The sequence below is a fragment of the Pseudomonas sp. FP2300 genome (assembly GCF_030687595.1).
Lineage (GTDB): Bacteria > Pseudomonadota > Gammaproteobacteria > Pseudomonadales > Pseudomonadaceae > Aquipseudomonas > Aquipseudomonas bijieensis.
Window position 1 is genome coordinate 6,446,841 of the sequence record NZ_CP117440.1, and the last position, 17,471, is coordinate 6,464,311.

The 17,471-nt window shown below is 63.0% G+C and carries 17 protein-coding genes; 10 read left to right on the forward strand and 7 right to left on the reverse strand.

The genetic code is table 11. The annotated features are described in order from the left end of the window. Positions 1 to 46 precede the first annotated feature (46 nt). Both coaD and PSH86_RS28760 read left to right on the forward strand, forming a co-directional pair. On the forward strand, positions 47 to 526 hold the full coding sequence (gene coaD / locus PSH86_RS28755; protein ID WP_109752438.1) for a pantetheine-phosphate adenylyltransferase: 480 nt from the start codon (positions 47 to 49) through the stop codon (positions 524 to 526). Between the two features lie 136 nt (positions 527 to 662). Beyond that, entirely contained in the window at positions 663 to 914 is a 252-nt protein-coding gene (locus PSH86_RS28760; RefSeq protein ID WP_003206534.1) for a YfhL family 4Fe-4S dicluster ferredoxin, read from the forward strand. 162 nt (positions 915 to 1,076) lie between these two features. Here PSH86_RS28760 and PSH86_RS28765 read toward each other — a convergent pair whose 3' ends face one another. From PSH86_RS28765 to PSH86_RS28775, 3 genes are read right to left on the reverse strand one after another with little or no spacing between them, the layout of a single operon-like run. Further along, positions 1,077 to 1,397 carry a multidrug transporter gene (locus tag PSH86_RS28765; RefSeq protein ID WP_305486563.1) on the reverse strand — a complete coding sequence of 107 codons (321 nt, stop codon included), beginning with the start codon at positions 1,395 to 1,397 and terminating at the stop codon, positions 1,077 to 1,079. 57 nt (positions 1,398 to 1,454) lie between these two features. Continuing rightward, entirely contained in the window at positions 1,455 to 2,267 is an 813-nt protein-coding gene (gene mutM, locus PSH86_RS28770) for a bifunctional DNA-formamidopyrimidine glycosylase/DNA-(apurinic or apyrimidinic site) lyase (RefSeq protein ID WP_003206537.1), read from the reverse strand. A 30-nt stretch (positions 2,268 to 2,297) separates the two neighbouring features. Continuing rightward, the gene (locus tag PSH86_RS28775; RefSeq protein WP_162893932.1) at positions 2,298 to 3,113 is read right to left on the reverse strand and encodes an HDOD domain-containing protein; all 816 of its coding nucleotides are present in this window, start codon (positions 3,111 to 3,113) and stop codon (positions 2,298 to 2,300) included. A 233-nt stretch (positions 3,114 to 3,346) separates the two neighbouring features. Here PSH86_RS28775 and PSH86_RS28780 point away from each other — a divergent pair, with 233 nt between their 5' ends. The 4 genes from PSH86_RS28780 (at position 3,347) to ilvD (ending at position 8,923) form a co-directional block, all read left to right on the forward strand. After that, positions 3,347 to 3,886, forward strand: a complete 540-nt coding sequence (locus tag PSH86_RS28780; protein WP_163856274.1) for a type 1 glutamine amidotransferase domain-containing protein — start codon at positions 3,347 to 3,349, stop codon at positions 3,884 to 3,886. 290 nt (positions 3,887 to 4,176) lie between these two features. Next, complete coding sequence (locus tag PSH86_RS28785; protein WP_109752446.1) at positions 4,177 to 5,373, forward strand: class I SAM-dependent rRNA methyltransferase; 1,197 nt, start codon at positions 4,177 to 4,179, stop codon at positions 5,371 to 5,373. A gap of 245 nt (positions 5,374 to 5,618) precedes the next feature. Next, the gene (locus PSH86_RS28790) at positions 5,619 to 6,824 is read left to right on the forward strand and encodes an MFS transporter (RefSeq protein WP_305486568.1); all 1,206 of its coding nucleotides are present in this window, start codon (positions 5,619 to 5,621) and stop codon (positions 6,822 to 6,824) included. 257 nt (positions 6,825 to 7,081) lie between these two features. After that, a complete protein-coding gene (gene ilvD, locus PSH86_RS28795; RefSeq protein WP_109752447.1) occupies positions 7,082 to 8,923 on the forward strand; it encodes a dihydroxy-acid dehydratase in 1,842 nt (613 codons plus the stop codon). 196 nt (positions 8,924 to 9,119) lie between these two features. Here ilvD and PSH86_RS28800 read toward each other — a convergent pair whose 3' ends face one another. Then, entirely contained in the window at positions 9,120 to 10,175 is a 1,056-nt protein-coding gene (locus tag PSH86_RS28800) for a phosphorylcholine phosphatase (RefSeq protein ID WP_109752449.1), read from the reverse strand. A gap of 242 nt (positions 10,176 to 10,417) precedes the next feature. Here PSH86_RS28800 and PSH86_RS28805 point away from each other — a divergent pair, with 242 nt between their 5' ends. Further along, positions 10,418 to 11,809 (forward strand): L-cystine transporter, encoded by a 1,392-nt coding sequence (locus PSH86_RS28805; RefSeq protein ID WP_109752451.1) that lies wholly within the window; start codon positions 10,418 to 10,420, stop codon positions 11,807 to 11,809. Between the two features lie 57 nt (positions 11,810 to 11,866). Here PSH86_RS28805 and PSH86_RS28810 read toward each other — a convergent pair whose 3' ends face one another. Then, the gene (locus PSH86_RS28810) at positions 11,867 to 12,379 is read right to left on the reverse strand and encodes a dihydrofolate reductase (RefSeq protein WP_305486572.1); all 513 of its coding nucleotides are present in this window, start codon (positions 12,377 to 12,379) and stop codon (positions 11,867 to 11,869) included. Positions 12,380 to 12,465: 86 nt separating this feature from the next. On the opposite strand from PSH86_RS28810, the gene PSH86_RS28815 reads away from it, so the two are divergent. Continuing rightward, positions 12,466 to 13,833 carry a DUF2868 domain-containing protein gene (locus tag PSH86_RS28815; RefSeq protein WP_116833677.1) on the forward strand — a complete coding sequence of 456 codons (1,368 nt, stop codon included), beginning with the start codon at positions 12,466 to 12,468 and terminating at the stop codon, positions 13,831 to 13,833. Continuing rightward, positions 13,826 to 15,199: a GTPase/DUF3482 domain-containing protein gene (locus tag PSH86_RS28820; protein ID WP_163856272.1), complete on the forward strand. Its 1,374-nt coding sequence runs from the start codon at positions 13,826 to 13,828 to the stop codon at positions 15,197 to 15,199. The genes PSH86_RS28815 and PSH86_RS28820 overlap by 8 nt, the downstream gene beginning before the upstream one ends. 199 nt (positions 15,200 to 15,398) lie before the next feature. On the opposite strand, the gene PSH86_RS28825 is transcribed toward PSH86_RS28820, so the two are convergent. Together PSH86_RS28825 and PSH86_RS28830 are read right to left on the reverse strand one after the other, a co-directional pair. Continuing rightward, positions 15,399 to 15,890 (reverse strand): DUF523 domain-containing protein, encoded by a 492-nt coding sequence (locus PSH86_RS28825; protein WP_116833679.1) that lies wholly within the window; start codon positions 15,888 to 15,890, stop codon positions 15,399 to 15,401. Positions 15,891 to 15,892: 2 nt separating this feature from the next. Next, complete coding sequence (locus PSH86_RS28830) at positions 15,893 to 16,525, reverse strand: 2OG-Fe(II) oxygenase (RefSeq protein ID WP_116833680.1); 633 nt, start codon at positions 16,523 to 16,525, stop codon at positions 15,893 to 15,895. Positions 16,526 to 16,666: 141 nt separating this feature from the next. Here PSH86_RS28830 and PSH86_RS28835 point away from each other — a divergent pair, with 141 nt between their 5' ends. Continuing rightward, entirely contained in the window at positions 16,667 to 17,410 is a 744-nt protein-coding gene (locus tag PSH86_RS28835; RefSeq protein WP_305486578.1) for a hypothetical protein, read from the forward strand. The last annotated feature ends 61 nt before the right edge of the window (positions 17,411 to 17,471 follow it).

Sequence of the window (17,471 nt, forward strand, 5' to 3'; positions counted from 1 at the left end):
TGCGATACCATCCGACTCCCCAACGGACTCCCGCCAGGACGACGCGATGAACCGAGTGTTGTACCCAGGTACCTTCGACCCTATTACCAAGGGCCATGGCGATCTGGTCGAACGCGCCGCGCGCCTGTTCGACCACGTAATCATTGCCGTCGCCGCCAGCCCGAAGAAAAACCCACTGTTCCCGCTGGAACAACGTGTGGAACTGGCCCGCGAGGTCACCAAGCACCTGCCTAACGTGGAAGTGGTCGGCTTCTCGACGCTTTTGGCGCACTTTGCCAAGGAAAAGAACGCCAACGTGTTCCTGCGCGGCCTGCGTGCGGTCTCGGACTTCGAGTACGAGTTCCAACTGGCCAACATGAACCGCCAGTTGGCACCGGACGTCGAGAGCCTGTTCCTGACGCCGTCGGAGCGCTACTCCTTCATTTCCTCGACGCTGGTACGGGAAATTGCGGCGTTGGGTGGTGACATCAGCAAGTTCGTCCACCCGGCCGTGGCCGATGCGCTGACCCTGCGCTTCAAGAAATGACCCGCGGGCTGCGACTCGCTTCGCAGCCCGGCACAGCGCAGTCCATCGCGCCCGCGTGCACTGCGCTCGCCAATGCGGCACAATTGCGCCCATACGTTTTCAGATGCCCGGGCTCAACGCCCCGGCAGGAGCCCGCATGTCCCTGATCATCACCGACGACTGCATCAATTGCGACGTCTGCGAACCCGAATGCCCGAACGAGGCCATTTCCCAAGGCGAGGAGATCTACGTCATCGACCCGAACTTGTGCACCCAGTGCGTCGGCCACTACGACGAACCGCAGTGCCAGCAGGTTTGCCCGGTGGATTGCATCCCGCTGGATGAAGCCCATCCGGAAACTGAAGAACAGTTGATGGCGAAATATCGCAAGATCACTGGCAAGGCTTGATCCAGAAAATTCTGTAGCGCTCGTGCGGGCCTCTTCGCGAGCAAGCCCGCTCCCACAGGGATCGGCTATGTCCACAGTATTTGTGTCTTAAGCAAATCCCTTGTGGGAGCGGGCTTGCTCGCGAAGGGGCCATCAGCAGCTCCCCAGATCCAACTGCCAACCTCACTCCTGCCGCTCGAATCCCTCCCCCCCACACCCCAGGCACCGCACGAACGTAGCCTTCGCCGGGTCCACCACCAGCGCTTTCCCCGCATCTCCAACCCCGCCGCCCAACGCGGTAAACGGCAGGGACACCACAAATGCCCCGGTTCCAATCACCGTGGCGACGAGCAGCAACGGACGAGCGATCAGCAGGTCGCCGATCATGGCAAAGGCCGGCGGGTTCTGGATGGTGTAGCGCGGGTCGCCGCTGCCGCTGTTCGCCAGGGCAGGCAAACCGACACTCAGCAGCAGCGCAAGAACGACAGGTCGAAACAGATTCATGGGGCGGTCCTTCGGCTTAGCAGCAGTATGACTACTGACTATAGACCGTAGGACGAATCAGCTCTGGCAGCGCGGACACCAGACGCTAGCACGCTGGCCCAGGCGAATCTCCCGCAGCCCCGTGCCACAGACCTTGCACAGCTCCCCGCCCCGACCGTAGACGAACAGCTCCTGCTGGAAATAGCCGGGCTGGCCGTCTCCACCGATGAAGTCCCGCAACGTAGTGCCACCGCGCTCGATGGCATGGGCGAGGATGCGCTTGATCTCGATCGCCAGCTTCAGGTAACGCGCCCGGGAAATGCCTCCGGCCGCCCGGCGCGGGTCGATCCCGGCAGCGAACAGCGCCTCGGTCGCGTAGATATTGCCCACGCCCACCACCACCGCGTTGTCCATGATGAACGGCTTGACCGCCATGGAGCGCCCCCGCGAGAGCTGGAACAACCGTTCGCCATCGAACAAGTCGGTCAACGGCTCGGGACCAAGGCGAATCAATAATTCGTGATTGAACGGGTCGAGGCTCCAGAGCATCGCGCCAAAGCGTCGAGGGTCGGTGTAGCGCAGGGCCAGGCCGGACTCCAGCTCGATGTCCACGTGCTCGTGCTTGGCGGCAGGCATGCCCACCTCCACCAACCGCAGGTTGCCGGACATGCCCAGATGGCTGATCAACGTGCCGACCTCGGCATTGATCAACAGGTACTTGGCCCGCCGCTCCACCTGCACGATGCGCTGGCCCGAGAGCCGCACATCGAGGTCTTCCGGAATCGGCCAGCGCAGGCGACGGTCGCGGACCACCACGCGGCTGACCCGCTGGCCTTCAAGATGGGGGGCGATTCCGCGACGGGTGGTTTCGACTTCCGGCAGTTCTGGCATGAGGTTCTCGAGTCAGGCGAAGCTGCGCACTCAACGAGAGGCGAGGTCGCGAATTTCCTGTTTCTGGGTCTGGAAGTCGTATTCCGACAAACCGATGTAATCGAGCACCAACGGCCCGACACACGCCCACTCATGGTCTTCGGCCTGATTGCCGAGCACCCGATGGGACGCACAGATATTCTCGGACATTTTCAGGATCGCCAGCAGGTTTTTCAGCTGGCTGTTATTGCGTGAAGACTCGTCGCTGAAGATCGCCAGGGCGTTGTGGTGGTTGGCGATGGCCTGGCTGACGTGATCCGGCAGGCGCCAGGACTTGGAGGTGTAGTAACCGACCACAGCATGGTTGGTGTTGAACACGCGGTTCTCGGTGTCCACCACCCGGCATTCGGCGCTGGCATTGGCGTAGGCCTCTTCCAACACGCCCATGTAGTTGGGGAACTGCTTGAGCATCAGCGGTACGCCGCAGTCGTGGAACAAGCCCAACGCATAGGCTTCGTCGCCATTCTCCAGGCCGACCCGCTTGGCCAGGGTCAGGCTAGTCATCGCCACGTCCTGGGCGGTATCCCAGAAGCGATTCAGGGTGACGATGGCGTCGTCGTGCAGCTCGCCCTTGATCGACTGCGCATTGATCAGGTTGATGATCGAACGGCTGCCCAACAGGTTCACCGCACGCTGGATCGAGGTGATCTTGTTGCGCAGGCCGTAATACGGCGAGTTGACGATCTTGAGCAAGGCCCCCGAGAGGCCCGGATCCTGGGAGATCAACTTGGCGATGGTCTCCAGGTCCGGGTCGGGCATGTACTGTTCCATCTGCAGATCCACCATGATCTGCGGCTGGGGCGGCACACTGATCCCTTGCAGGGACTGTTGGATCTGTTCGGCGGAAAGTTCTTGGGACATGAGTACACACTCTGGGTCAGGTGGGGATTCTAACCCTTAAAGATGGATCCGATACACCGCCGGGTAGATCGGCGGAACTTTCATCCAGGCATCGGCTTCGGACTTTACAGGGCCGACAGCCAAGCCTGCCTACAGGCTTGAGTCGGCAGTCCAGTCACTCAGCTTGAGGAGATTTATTCATGCCAGGCTCCCTGAACAGCAAACGTGTCGCCATCCTGGTGACCGACGGTTTTGAACAAGCCGAACTGACAGGCCCCCAGCAGGCGCTGGAACAGGCCGGCGTCAAAGTGGACATCGTTTCGGCCCGTGAAGGCCAGGTCAAGGGTTGGAACCATGACCAGCCGGCCGACGACTTCCCGATTGACCTGACCTTCAAGGCCGCCAATGTCGAGCAGTACGACGCCGTGGTGCTGCCCGGTGGCGTGCAGAACTCCGACACCATCCGCATCGACCCCGACGCGCAGAAACTAGTCAAGGGCTTCGAGGCGGCAGGCAAGCCCATTGCGGTGATCTGCCATGGCGGCTGGCTGCTGGTGTCGAGCGGGCTGGTCAAGGGCAAGACCATGACCAGCTACAAGACCCTCAAGGATGACCTGGTCAATGCTGGCGCGAACTGGGTCGACCAGGAAGTGGTCAAGGACGGCACGTTGATCAGCAGCCGCCAGCCCGATGACATCCCGGCATTCAACCGCGAGTTGCTCAGCGCGTTGTCCGCTTGATAACTCGAGGCCACTGCCAAACTGTCGAGCCGGGGACACGATGTACCTGTGGCGAGGGGATTTATCCCCGCTGGAGCGCGAAGCGATCCCCAAAATAGCTGGCTCGGTCAGGCTAATGCATCGCGTTCCCAGGTTTTAGGGCTGCTTCGCAGCCCAGCGGGGATAAATCCCCTCGCCACAGGTTCCGTGTTCGGCTTGCCGACAGGGCGCGCGCCCACGTTTCATCGCCCTTCAAACCCGCCGTACACTTCAACACGGTATACTCCCGCTCTTTTTTCCGGAGCGACGTCATGTCCCTGCCTAGCCTGCGCCTCAAAGCCAACGCCGACCGTCGCCTGCGCGCCGGCCACCTGTGGGTCTACAGTAACGAAATCGATGTAGCGGCCACCCCTCTGCACGGCTTCAAGGCCGGCGACCAGGCCATCCTCGAGGCCGCCGGCGGCAAGCCGCTGGGCATCGTCGCGATGAGCCCCAACAACCTGATCTGCGCCCGCCTGTTGTCCCGTGACGTGAAGCTGCCGCTGGACAAATCCCTGCTGGTGCATCGCCTCAACGTAGCGCTGTCGTTGCGCGAACGCCTGTTCGACAAGCCGTTCTATCGCCTGGTCTACGGCGATTCCGACCTGCTGCCGGGCCTGGTGGTCGACCGTTTCGGCGATATCCTGGTGGTGCAGATCGCCTCCGCCACCATGGAAGCCCACAGGGACGACGTGATCGCCGCCCTGACCCAGGTGCTCAAGCCCAGCGGCATCCTGTTCAAGAACGACTCCGCCGCCCGCGATGCCGAAGGCCTGAACCGCTACGTCGAGACCGTGTTCGGCCTGGTGCCGGAATGGGTCGCCCTGGAAGAGAACGGCGTGAAGTTCGAAGCGCCGGTCATGGAAGGCCAGAAAACCGGCTGGTTCTACGACCACCGCATGAACCGCGCACGCCTGGCACCCTATGCCAAGGGCAAGCGCGTACTGGACCTGTTCAGCTATATCGGCGGATGGGGCGTGCAAGCCGCAGCGTTCGGCGCCAGTGAAGTGTTCTGCGTCGATGCCTCGGCCTTTGCCCTCGATGGCGTCGAGCGCAACGCCGCGTTGAACGGCTTTGCCGAGAAACTGACCTGCATCGAAGGCGATGTGTTCGAGGCCCTGAAGGAGCTCAAGGCCAGCGAAGAGCGTTTCGACGTGATCGTGGCCGACCCACCGGCCTTCATCAAGCGCAAGAAGGACCTGAAGAACGGCGAAGGCGCCTATCGCCGCCTCAATGAGCAAGCCATGCGCCTGCTCAGCAAGGACGGCATCCTGGTCAGCGCGTCGTGCTCGATGCACCTGCCCGAAGACGACCTGCAAAACATCCTGCTGACCAGCGCCCGCCATCTGGACCGCAACATCCAACTGCTCGAGCGCGGCGGCCAGGGGCCGGACCATCCGGTACACCCGGCCATCGCCGAAACCCGCTACATCAAGAGCATTACCTGCCGGTTGTTGCCCAACAGCTAAGGCCGGGCGGGGCCAGGGCAGTCGCCCTGCGCCCCTCTGTCGAGAGACATCCCGATCGCAGCCTTGGCTGCGATTTTTTTTGCGCGTCCGATCAGTCTCCAGCGCAAAAATCACTCACCAGCAAAAGCCTTGTAGGAGAACCCCCACGCAATTACCAGAGCCTTCCTACTCAATCTCCCCGGCGCCTGGCGGGCATGACGCATTAGGATTGAAAGCGCCCCTCAGGTACGCCTTGGAACTCGTCGATGACCGATCCGCAAAACCGCCTGGCTAGCCGCAAACCGGCCACCGTTGGCTTGTTGCTGACGCTGACATTGCTCGGTGTCTTTCCAATCGATGTCGTGCTGCCCTCGTTCTCCGCCCTTTCCGAGCATTTTGGACGCTCATCGTCGGACATTGCCCTGTCGGTCAGTCTGTACGCGGTGGGCATCGCCCTTTCGCAACTGCTGGTCGGTCCACTCTCCGATGCCACGGGGCGAAAGAACCTGCTGCTGATCGGGATCAGCGTCTCAGCCATCGGGGCAACGGGTTGCGTCCTCGCCAATGACTACTGGTCCTTTGTGTTTTTCCGTGTCGTCCAGGCCTTGGGATGCGGTTGTTTCGTGCTGTCCCAAGCGTTGATCCAGGACCTGTTCACCGGCCAGGAGCAGCAGCGACTGCGTATTTTCCTGGTCACCTGCGGCGGCATTTTCATTTCCGTTTCGCCCCTGGCCGGCACCGGCCTGCAAAGCTGGATGGGCTGGCGCGGCAGCTTCCTGGTGTTCGTCGCCCTGGCCGTCGGCGTGTTTGTGGGCGCGAGCCTGTTACTCAAGCCTTCCCCGGCGGGTCACCCACGGCGGCGCCTGGACTTCATTGCCTCCTATCGAAAGGTCTGCGGCGACTTCAGCTTCATGGCCTATTGGCTGACATCGGCACTGGCCTTTTCCTGCCATTTTTCGTTCATCGTCATTTCGCCGCTGGTGCTCATCGATCAGTTGCAACTCTCGCCCGAGGCCTTTTCGTGGGCACTGCTGGGCTACGGGCTGGCTTATATTGGCGGCGGAGCGGTGGCGACTCTGCTGAGCAATCGAATCGACCCACAGACGCAAATAATCACCGGCCTGGGCCTGATCCTGGCGGCGGGTGTCTTGATGCTCGGGCTCTCCCGCCAATTGGGCTTGTCGGTCGCCACCCTGCTGCTGCCCATGATCGTGTGCACCGCCGGAACGACCATTGCCCGGGCGGCGGCCCACACCCTGGCAATGAATAGATTCCCGGAGCAAGCCGGCACATCCGCCTCGGCCGGCAGCGTGCTGATCTTCATCGTCGGCGGGCTGGCCAGTGCAACCATCAGCCTTACCCCGCTGGATATGCAGGTCACGCTAGCCCTGTGCCTGATGTTGCTCAGCCTCCTGGGGCTGGGGCTCAATACCCTGGTCCGACAGCGTAACAGCAGGTTGTTGGTCGGCTGAACCCTGCCAGTCGTCATCCCAAGCGCGACATTGGCGTCCGATCAGCGCTTTGCGTCATTTCATCCTGGCGCCAGCGGTGTAGAATCGCGACATTCATCGCCATTCATCCCCGGCGGGTTTATGAGCTCATGCTGAGGCGCGCAGTGATCCTGCAAAGTCATCGGCCACTTCCGGACACACGGCCAAACCCGGGTGCTCCAGACGTCGACAGAAGCTCACTTCCCCTTTGATATCTGATTAGCCGCCCGGAGTGCTCCATGCCTGATTACCGCTCGAAAACATCCACCCATGGCCGCAACATGGCCGGCGCCCGTGCCTTGTGGCGCGCCACGGGGATGAAGGATGACGACTTCAAGAAGCCGATCATCGCCATTGCCAACTCCTTCACCCAGTTCGTACCGGGCCACGTCCACCTCAAGGACCTGGGCCAATTGGTCGCCCGGGAAATCGAACGCGCCGGCGGCGTTGCCAAGGAATTCAACACCATCGCCGTGGACGACGGCATCGCCATGGGCCACGACGGCATGCTCTATTCGCTGCCGAGCCGCGAGATCATCGCCGACTCCGTGGAATACATGGTCAACGCCCACTGCGCCGACGCCATCGTGTGCATTTCCAACTGCGACAAGATCACCCCAGGCATGCTCATGGCTGCCCTGCGCCTGAACATCCCGGTGATCTTCGTTTCCGGCGGGCCGATGGAAGCGGGCAAGACCAAGCTTGCCAGCCACGGTCTCGACCTGGTGGATGCCATGGTGATTGCCGCCGACTCCAGCGCCTCTGACGAGAAGGTCGCCGAATACGAGCGCAGCGCCTGCCCGACCTGCGGTTCGTGCTCCGGCATGTTCACCGCCAACTCGATGAACTGCCTGACCGAAGCCCTGGGCCTGGCCCTGCCGGGCAACGGTTCGACCCTGGCTACCCACAGCGATCGCGAACAACTGTTCCTGCAAGCCGGCCGGACCATCGTCGAGCTGTGCAAGCGCTACTACGGCGAAAACGACGAATCGGTGCTGCCGCGCAACATCGCCAACTTCAAGGCGTTCGAAAACGCCATGACCCTGGACATCGCCATGGGCGGTTCCACCAACACCATCCTGCACTTGCTGGCCGCTGCCCAGGAAGCCGAGATCGATTTCGACCTGCGCGACATCGACCGCCTGTCCCGTCATGTGCCGCAACTGTGCAAGGTCGCGCCGAACATCCAGAAGTACCACATGGAAGACGTGCACCGTGCCGGCGGGATCTTCAGCATCCTCGGTTCCCTGGCCCGTGGCGGCCTGTTGCACACTGACCTGCCGACCGTGCACAGCAAGACAATGGCCGAAGCCATCGCCAAGTGGGACATCACCCAGACCACCGACGAAGCCGTGCATCACTTCTTCAAGGCCGGCCCGGCAGGCATTCCTACGCAAACCGCGTTCAGCCAGTCGACCCGTTGGGAAACCCTGGACGACGACCGTGAAAACGGCTGCATCCGCAGCGTCGAGCACGCCTACTCCAAGGAAGGTGGCCTGGCCGTGCTGTACGGCAACATCGCCCTGGACGGCTGCGTGGTGAAGACCGCCGGCGTCGACGAGTCGATCCATGTGTTCGAAGGCAACGCGAAGATTTTCGAAAGCCAGGACAGTGCCGTGCGCGGCATCCTCGCCGACGAAGTGAAGGCCGGCGACATCGTGATCATTCGCTACGAAGGTCCGAAAGGCGGCCCGGGCATGCAGGAAATGCTCTACCCAACCTCCTACCTGAAGTCCAAGGGCCTGGGCAAAGCCTGCGCCCTGCTGACCGACGGCCGCTTCTCTGGCGGCACCTCGGGCCTGTCCATCGGCCACGCCTCGCCGGAAGCGGCGGCTGGAGGTGCCATCGGCCTGGTGCGCGATGGCGACAAGGTCCTGATCGACATTCCGAACCGCTCGATCAACCTGTTGATCAGCGACGAAGAACTGGCCGGTCGCCGCGTCGAACAGGACAACAAAGGCTGGAAGCCGGTGGAAGTGCGTCCGCGCAAAGTCACCACCGCGCTCAAGGCCTACGCCCTGCTCGCCACCAGCGCCGACAAGGGCGCGGTGCGGAACAAGGCGATGCTCGACGGCCTGTAAGCGTCGTTAGCCGCAATAAAAATGCCCCGCCAAGTGCGGGGCATTTTCTTTGCGGTGAGACAGGTCACAGATGATCAACTGTGGGAGCGAGCCTGCTCGCGATAGCGGCGTATCAGCCAAAAAAATGCCGCTGACCTGACGCCATCGCGAGCAGGCTCGCTCCCACAGGGTTGGTGAGTTCCTCCGCAACCCGGGTTTACTGGATATCCTCGGGCTTGACGATCACCCAGTTCTTGTCCGCCGTCACCGGTAGCCCTTCCTTGGCCTGGGCCGCAGCGTGCTTGGCCATCATGCCGTTAATCTGGGTCATGTATTTGTCCTTGCGGTTGACCCACAGGTGAATGCCGCCCTTGGCCACGTCCACATCGTGGAACAGCATGTAGCCGTCACTGCTCGGTGTGTCACCCGCCACCAGCACCGGTTTTTTCCATTCGTCGATGTAGGTCAGGATCGCCGCGTGCTTGCCGGCCATCCAGGTCGCCGGGGTCCACAGATAAGGCGTGTATTCCAGGCCGAGGTTGGCCTTCTCGTCATATTTTCCGTTGGTGATCTGTTTGCGAGCGGTGGTCAGCTCGCCGGTCTTGCGGTCCTTGAGCAGCGTGGTCACACCGATCACGTTCTGCGGCTTGAGGTTGTAGCCGTACTTCGGATCGGAGGCGACCATGCGCACCAGCTCTTCCGACGCCGCGGTCATGACATAGACCTCGATGCCGTTTTCCATCAGCTTGTTGTACAGCTCGGCCTGGCCGGTGAAGATCTTGGGCGGGTTGACGTTGTACTGGACCACTTTGTCGCCGTCGTAATAGGTGGTCGGCACGGGCTTGCCGGACGCCATCAGCTCATCGACATACCCCTTGAGCTCCTTGAGGGTAAAACCGGAAAACACCTGGGCCACCCACGGGTAGCAAACCATGTCGTCCACTTCGCACAGGCGATAGTAATAGCTGAACAGACTTTCCTTGTGGTCAGCCGTGTCCTTGAACGGCATCAGTTTCAAGGACGGGTCCAGGCTTTCACGGGTGATGAGGCCCTTGTTCTCCATGAACGGCAGCAACGATTCTTCAAGGTCGTAGCGGTAACTGGTGTTGTCCATGTCGAACACCGCGTAGTTACCCTTGTTGGCGTTGGCTGCGATCATCGCGTCCAAGGCCTTGGCCTGCTCGGCCGGCCAGTGCTTGAGTTCGGTGGCGAGCACTTGGCCGGCAAGGCCCAGGCTCAAGGCGACAGCGAGAAAACGAGGTACGAGCTTCATCGGCATTCCTCCCAGGTTTGAAGAACTCGACGCTAACAAATGCCTGTGACAGTCCTCGCCTGTGGGCGACCGCTTACATCTTGATAGCGCCAGCGACATACCCGTAAACGTCACTGCCTTATTCCATAAACGACAATCTACATGCGTTTTTAGTATTAATTCATTAGTTATCAGGCTGTTAGGCTTCCCGGCTCACAGTCGCGGCTTCGGGCGACTGGCACGTCTTATCGGAGTCTCTTTAGATGAATCTGCCGCTGATCCTCAATCTGCTGGTATTCCTCGCCTTGCTGTTCGGCCTGGCGCAAACCCGTCACCGCACCTGGAGCCTGGCCAGGAAGGTGCTGCTGGCGCTGGTGCTGGGCGTGGTGTTCGGTATTGCCCTACACACGATTTACGGCGCCGGCAACCCGGTGCTCAAGGCCTCGATCGGCTGGTTCGACCTGGTGGGCAACGGCTACGTACAGTTGCTGCAAATGATCGTCATCCCGCTGGTCTTCGCCTCGATCCTCAGCGCCGTGGCCCGTCTGCATAACGCTTCGTCCCTGGGCAAGATCAGCTTCCTGACCATCGGCACGCTGTTGTTCACCACCGCCATCGCCGCGCTGATCGGCATCGGCCTGACCAACCTGTTCGGCCTCACCGCCGAAGGCCTGGTGGCCGGTACCCAGGAACTGGCGCGCCTGCAGGTGATCCAGAGCGACTATGCCGGCAAGGTCGCCGACCTGAATATCCCGCAGTTGCTGCTGTCGTTCATTCCGCAGAACCCCTTTGCCGACCTGGCCCGGGCCAAGCCGACCTCGATCATCAGCGTGGTGATTTTCGCCGCGTTCCTCGGTGTCGCGGCGTTGCAGCTGCTCAAGGATGACGTGGAAAAAGGCCAGAAAGTGATCAACGCCATCGACACCCTGCAAAGCTGGGTGACGCGCCTGGTGCGCCTGGTGATGAAGCTCACCCCGTACGGCGTGCTGGCCCTGATGACTAAGGTGGTAGCTGGCTCCAACTTGCAGGACATCATCAAGCTCGGCAGCTTCGTGGTGGTGTCGTACCTGGGGCTGGGCCTGATGTTCGTGGTCCATGGCCTGCTGGTGTCCGCCGCCGGGATCAACCCGCTGCGGTTTTTCCGCAAGATCTGGCCGGTGCTGACCTTCGCCTTCACCAGCCGCTCCAGCGCCGCGACCATCCCGTTGAGCATCGAAGCCCAGACCAGCCGCCTCGGCATCCCGCGGGCGATTGCCAGCTTCAGCGCCTCGTTCGGCGCCACCATCGGCCAGAATGGTTGTGCCGGTCTTTATCCAGCCATGCTGGCGGTGATGGTCGCGCCGACCGTGGGCATCAACCCGCTGGATCCGCTATGGATCGCGACGCTGGTGGCGATCGTGACGTTGAGTTCGGCCGGGGTGGCCGGGGTCGGTGGCGGCGCCACATTTGCCGCGTTGATCGTGCTGCCGGCCATGGGCTTGCCGGTCGCGCTGGTGGCGTTGCTGATCTCCGTCGAGCCACTGATCGACATGGGGCGTACGGCGCTGAACGTCAGCGGCTCGATCACCGCCGGGGCGATCACCAGCCAGGTGATGCAGCAGACCGACAAGGCCCTGCTGGATGCCGAGGAGCATGGGGAGTTGGTGCACGCTTGATTGCCTGATACCTGTGGGAGCAAAGCCTTGCTCCCACAGGTATAGTTCCCACAGGGCTTACAGTTTTTCCCACACCTCAAAGCTGTAGGCCGGCTTGTCCCCTTCGGCCGGGTTCGGCTGGTTCGACACCAGCTTCCACTGGCTCGAATCAAATTGCGGAAACCACGCATCCCCTTCCGGGCTCAGCGCCACGCGGGTCAGGTACAGCCGATCCGCCTGCTCCAGGGCCTGGGCGTACAGCTGGGCACCGCCGATCAACATCAACTCGTCGACGCCCTGTTCCAGCGCCCACGCCTCGGCGCGCGCCACTGCTGCCTCCAAGGTGGAAAACACTTCGGCGCCCTCCAGCAACAAGTCCGGCTGACGGCTGACCACGATGTTCAAGCGCCCCGGCAGCGGTCGACCGAGGGAGTCCCAGGTCTTGCGCCCCATGATGATCGGTTTGCCCAGGGTGGTGGCCTTGAAGTATTTGAAATCCCCTGGCAGGTGCCAGGGCATGCTGTTGTCGACGCCGATCACACGGTTTTCACCGAGGGCTGCGATCAGGCTTAAGGGGAGAGTTTTGTTCATGGCCGCGAGGATACCAGAGGCTCGGCGTACCCCGACAGGCATCACAGCGGTTATGCTCAACCCTCATTCGAGCAACGGAAGCACCCGTGACAGCACTGCAGAACCTCTGGTTGACCGAGACGATACGCCTGCGTGAAGAACACGCCGGCCCGCTCGAGGACCAGGAAGCCAATCGCCTGGCCCGCGCATCAGGCGGCAACTTAGCCACCCGCATCCGCCACCGCGCCCGCTGGCTGGCCGAGCGCGATGGCCTCACCGAGGCCCTGCGCCATTGGCTGCAAGGGGCGCGCCTGGCGCTGATCGCATTGGCGCTGCTCGCCATCATCAGTGGTGCCGGCCTGGGGTTTGCCGCACTCGGCGACGGGCAAACCCCGGTCAACGTGTTCTGGGCCCTGGGCAGCCTTTTGGGGCTGAATCTGATTCTGCTCATCTCCTGGGCCCTGGGCCTGATCTTCGCCGGTGAGCAAGGTGCCGCACTGGGGCGCCTGTGGCTGTGGCTCAGCGAAAAACTCGCCCGCGATGCCAAGGCCGCCCAACTGGCGCCGGCCCTGCTGCTGTTGCTGCAAAGGCATAAACTCAATCGCTGGGCACTCGGCGTGTTGGTCAACGGCCTGTGGCTGCTGGCGATGCTCAGTGCGCTGGTCATCGTACTGATGTTGATGGCGACCCGGCGCTACGGCTTCGTCTGGGAAACCACGATTCTCGGTGGCGAAACCTTCGTCGCCATGACCCAAGCCCTCGGCGCGCTGCCTGCCCTGCTGGGCTTCAGTGTGCCAGCAGTGGAGATGATCCGCGCCAGTGGCGACACCGCGCTGAACATCGAGAGCGCCCGCCAGGCCTGGGCCGCCTGGCTGGTGGGCGTGCTGCTGGTCTATGGCGTGGTGCCGCGCCTGGGCCTGGCGCTGCTGTGTCTGTGGCACTGGCGGCGTGGTCGGGCCACGCTGCGCCTGGATTTGAACCTGCCGGGCTACGCCCAATTGCGTGAACGGCTGATGCCCAGCAGCGAGCGCCTGGGGGTCAACGACGCCGCACCCGCGCAATTGCACGCCATCGAAAATGCGGTCAGTGCAATGGACAGCGACGGCGCGCTGCTGGTGGCGATCGAACTGGACGACCGACCTTGGCCGCCCAAGCTGCCCGAAACCGTGAAAAACGCCGGCATCCTCGACAGCCGCGAGTCGCGCCACAAACTCCTCGAACAACTGTCACGCTTTCCTCCGGCACGACTGGCCATTGCCTGTGACCCACGCCGCTCACCGGATCGCGGCAGCCTGGCGCTGATCGCCGAGCTGGCCCGCAGCGCCAGCGCCACCCGCGTCTGGCTGTTGCAGGCGCCGCCCGGCGAAGCGCTGGACGCCGAACGCCTGGGGGACTGGCACACTGCGCTGCAACAGTTGCAGCTGCCCTTCGCCGACTGCATGCCCTTGAACTGGTTGGAGACCGGCCATGACTGAGCCCATGAAGCCGCTGAAGCTGGCCGTGGTCGGTCACACCAATGTGGGCAAGACCTCGCTGCTGCGTACCTTGACCCGCGACGTCGGCTTCGGCGAGGTGTCCCATCGCCCGAGCACCACCCGGCATGTCGAGGGTGCGCGTTTGTCGGTGGACGGCGAAGCGCTGCTGGAGCTGTACGACACACCGGGCCTGGAGGACGCCATCGCCCTGCTCGATTACCTCGAGCGCCTGGAGCGCCCGGGTGAACGCCTGGACGGCCCGGCGCGCCTGGCCCGTTTCCTCGAGGGCAGCGAGGCCCGGCAGCGCTTCGAACAGGAAGCCAAGGTGCTGCGGCAACTGCTCGCCAGCGATGCCGGGCTGTATGTGATCGATGCCCGGGAGCCGGTGCTGGCCAAGTACCGCGATGAGCTGGAAGTCCTCGCCAGTTGTGGCAAGCCGCTGCTGCCGGTATTGAATTTCGTCAGCAGCGCCCACCATCGCGAGCCCGACTGGCGCGAAGCCCTGGCGCGCCTGGGCCTGCACGCCCTGGTACGGTTCGACAGCGTCGCCCCGCCCGAGGACGGCGAGCGACGCCTGTATGAAAGCCTCGCACTGTTACTGGAAAGTGCCCGTGGGCAATTGGAACGACTGGTCACTGACCAACAGGCCCAACGCCTGGCTCGCCAACAGAGTGCGGGACGCTTGATCGCCGAACTGCTGATCGACTGCGCCGCCTGCCGCCGCAGCGTAGCCAGCGACGCCGAGCTGGAACGCGAAGCCATCAGTGAACTGCGCAACGCGGTGCGCCAGCGCGAGCAGCGTTGCGTCGAGGCCCTGCTCAAGCTCTACGCTTTCAGGCCCCAGGACGCTGCCGCCAGCGATCTGCCGCTGCTCGACGGGCGCTGGGGCGACGACCTGTTCAACCCCGAGACCCTCAAGCAACTGGGCGTGCGGGTCGGTGGCGGGATCGCGGCGGGCGCGGCGGCCGGGGCCGGCGTCGACTTGCTGGTGGGCGGCCTGACTCTTGGCGCCGCCGCCCTGGCCGGGGCCATTGTCGGCGGCACCCTGCAAACCGCCCGCAGCTATGGCAACCGGCTGATAGGCAAGCTCAAGGGGCAACGGGAACTGACGGTGGACGACAGCGTGCTGCGCCTGTTGGCCCTGCGCCAACGCCAACTGCTGCAAGCTCTCAACCAACGCGGCCACGCGGCGATGGACAGCATCCGCATCGCCACACCCCAGGACAAGACCTGGCGCGAAGGCAAGCTGCCCGAAGCCCTGAACAAGGCCCGGGCGCATCCGCAGTGGTCATCTCTCAATCCCCAGGCGCGGTTGAGCCAGGCGGAGCGACAGGAGCAGATTGAGCAGTTGGCGCAGCGGCTCTAAGCGACACAGCGCCTGTGGCCACGTACACAAAATCCTTTGGCAAGCACACAAACCCTGTGGCGAGGGAGCTTGCTCCCGGTGGGTTGCGAAGCAACCCTGAAACCTGACACCTCGCTGTGTCAGGCCAACCGCGTCCAGGCATTTTGGGGCCGCTTCGCAGCCCAGCGGGAGCAAGCTCCCTCGCCACAAAAGCAATCAATCAGTCGTTGATCAAGGCTTTGAGGGCCGCTGCCGCGTCAGCCAATTCCAACTCATTGAACACCCGCACGCCATGGCGCTTGAGCAACGCAGCCGTCACGCCTTCACCACTGACTTTCACACCACTGAAAGTCCCGTCATAGGTCAGCCGATTGCCGCACGACGGGCTGTTGGCCTTGAGCACGGCGATCTGGATGCCATGGGCACGCACCAATTCCAGCGCTTGATTCGCACCAGACAGAAACTGCGCACTCACATCCTCGCCTTCGGTGGTAATCACCGCCGCCTGGCCGTCGAGCACTTGCCCGCCCTGCCCGCCAGGAATCTCCGCCGCCGCCCGAGGCGTAGGCAAGCCGCCGGCGACTTCCGGGCACAACGGCACGACCCGCCCCTCGTCGAGCCATTGCTGGAGTTGATCGAACGGCCCACTGGCACCGCCGTCGTAGCGCACGCGATGCCCGAGCAGGCAGCGACTGACCAGGATCTTTTCCATCGTCAGAACAACTCGTTGCCGCGACGGCGGAACCAACCGGTCAAGGACAGGCGATCGCGGGTGGCGGGCAGGACTTCATGGGGGATGTCGCCCGACAGGAACACCACCAGGCAACCGCCAATGGGCACCACGTCGTGCTCCACGCCATCGTCCAGGTACATGCGTAACTGGCCGCCGTGTTCCGGCAACCAATCGTCGTTGAGGTAGAGCACCGCCGACACCGTGCGCCGGTCGTCATCGCGAAAGCGGTCGACGTGCTTGAGGTAGAACGCCCCCGGAGGATAGAGGGCGAAGTGACTTTCGAAATCTTCCAGGCCCAGGAACAGCCCTCGATTCATCGCCTCGCGCAGGCTGTCCATCAGCACCAGGTATTGGTCGCAGGCTTGCGCCTGGCCGGGTTCGATCCACTGGATGCGATCACCCCGGATGCCTTCGCGGATCTCCGAGAACGGCCCGCGCCCGACCGCTGCCGGAGCCAGTTCGCCCTCGGCGGCACGCTGGCGGCATTCGGCCGCCAGGGCACGGGTCAGCGCCTGCGGCAGGAAGAGGTTCTGCTGCGACCAGCCGCGCTCGGCCAAGTCGTCGACGATACGTAACAGCAGCGGGTGATCAGAAGGTATTTGCATGGCGCGCATAGTATGCCTGTGCCTGCAAAACCGACAGCGACGCTCGGCAGGTTTTTTGCCGCCAGATAGCACCGCCGTACGAACTTGATACGAATTCTCGACAAGACCCCACACCCCACGGAGAATAGTCGGCTGCTGACAGGAGTCCCTATGCGCCGTTTGCTTTTCTCACTGTTGATGTTCTGCGTTTTGCCCGCCTGGGCAGACAGCTACGACCAGTTGTACAAGGTCGCCGGTTGGCCGGAACAGCGGGCGCATTTCAATGATGCCTTGAGCGCCGCCCAGCAGCGCTACCAGAGCAGCCTGCCGCCGGCGGTGTTCCAGGCGCTGGTGAACAACAGCAATCAACGTTTCGCCCCCCAGGCCATGGACCAGCGGGCCGAGGCGCAAATGCGCAGGAATCTTCGCGACCCTCAAGCGGCCCTGAACTTTTTCCAATCACCTTTGGGCCGCAAGGTCGTGGCGGCCGAGTTGCTGGCGACCCGACGCGATCAATTGGCGAAAAACGCCAAGGGCCTGCCGAAGATGCAAGCCAGCGACAACCGCCTGTTGATCATCGGTCACCTGGCCCAGGCCCTGCCCGCTCGCGAGGCCGGCGCCGAAGTCAGCCTGGCGATCGCCGGCGTGGCAGCCGACAGCCTGAGTTCGATGATCCCGGGGCTCTTGGGCGCTGGTCAGGCCCAGGGCATGTTGAACGGCCAGCGCCAACGGCTGATGGAACAGATCGGCGCGGACCTGAACAACACGCTGCTGTACGTCTACCGTGACCTCACGGATACCGAGCTGGAAGAGTTCGCCACCTTCGCCGAGTCGACCGAGGGCCAGGCTTATTATCAGGCGGCTTTGGCAGCGATCCGGGCGGGGTTGGCGGTGGGGCAGAATCTCGGGCAGTAGCTCTTCTGTGCCCCTGACACCGCTATCGCGAGCAGGCTCGCTCCCACACTGGGTCTGCGAC

Excerpts from the sequence above, each read along its gene's own strand:
- PSH86_RS28810 (WP_305486572.1), bottom strand. The coding sequence starts at position 12,379 with ATGAACAAAACTCTCCCCTTAAGCCTGATCGCAGCCCTCGGTGAAAAC.
- PSH86_RS28830 (WP_116833680.1), bottom strand. The coding sequence starts at position 16,525 with ATGCGCGCCATGCAAATACCTTCTGATCACCCGCTGCTGTTACGTATC.
- ilvD (WP_109752447.1), top strand. The coding sequence starts at position 7,082 with ATGCCTGATTACCGCTCGAAAACATCCACCCATGGCCGCAACATGGCC.
- PSH86_RS28760 (WP_003206534.1), top strand. The coding sequence starts at position 663 with ATGTCCCTGATCATCACCGACGACTGCATCAATTGCGACGTCTGCGAA.
- PSH86_RS28765 (WP_305486563.1), bottom strand. The coding sequence starts at position 1,397 with ATGAATCTGTTTCGACCTGTCGTTCTTGCGCTGCTGCTGAGTGTCGGT.
- PSH86_RS28805 (WP_109752451.1), top strand. The coding sequence starts at position 10,418 with ATGAATCTGCCGCTGATCCTCAATCTGCTGGTATTCCTCGCCTTGCTG.
- mutM (WP_003206537.1), bottom strand. The coding sequence starts at position 2,267 with ATGCCAGAACTGCCGGAAGTCGAAACCACCCGTCGCGGAATCGCCCCC.
- PSH86_RS28790 (WP_305486568.1), top strand. The coding sequence starts at position 5,619 with ATGACCGATCCGCAAAACCGCCTGGCTAGCCGCAAACCGGCCACCGTT.
- coaD (WP_109752438.1), top strand. The coding sequence starts at position 47 with ATGAACCGAGTGTTGTACCCAGGTACCTTCGACCCTATTACCAAGGGC.
- PSH86_RS28825 (WP_116833679.1), bottom strand. The coding sequence starts at position 15,890 with ATGGAAAAGATCCTGGTCAGTCGCTGCCTGCTCGGGCATCGCGTGCGC.
- PSH86_RS28785 (WP_109752446.1), top strand. The coding sequence starts at position 4,177 with ATGTCCCTGCCTAGCCTGCGCCTCAAAGCCAACGCCGACCGTCGCCTG.
- PSH86_RS28835 (WP_305486578.1), top strand. The coding sequence starts at position 16,667 with ATGCGCCGTTTGCTTTTCTCACTGTTGATGTTCTGCGTTTTGCCCGCC.
- PSH86_RS28800 (WP_109752449.1), bottom strand. The coding sequence starts at position 10,175 with ATGAAGCTCGTACCTCGTTTTCTCGCTGTCGCCTTGAGCCTGGGCCTT.
- PSH86_RS28780 (WP_163856274.1), top strand. The coding sequence starts at position 3,347 with ATGCCAGGCTCCCTGAACAGCAAACGTGTCGCCATCCTGGTGACCGAC.
- PSH86_RS28820 (WP_163856272.1), top strand. The coding sequence starts at position 13,826 with ATGACTGAGCCCATGAAGCCGCTGAAGCTGGCCGTGGTCGGTCACACC.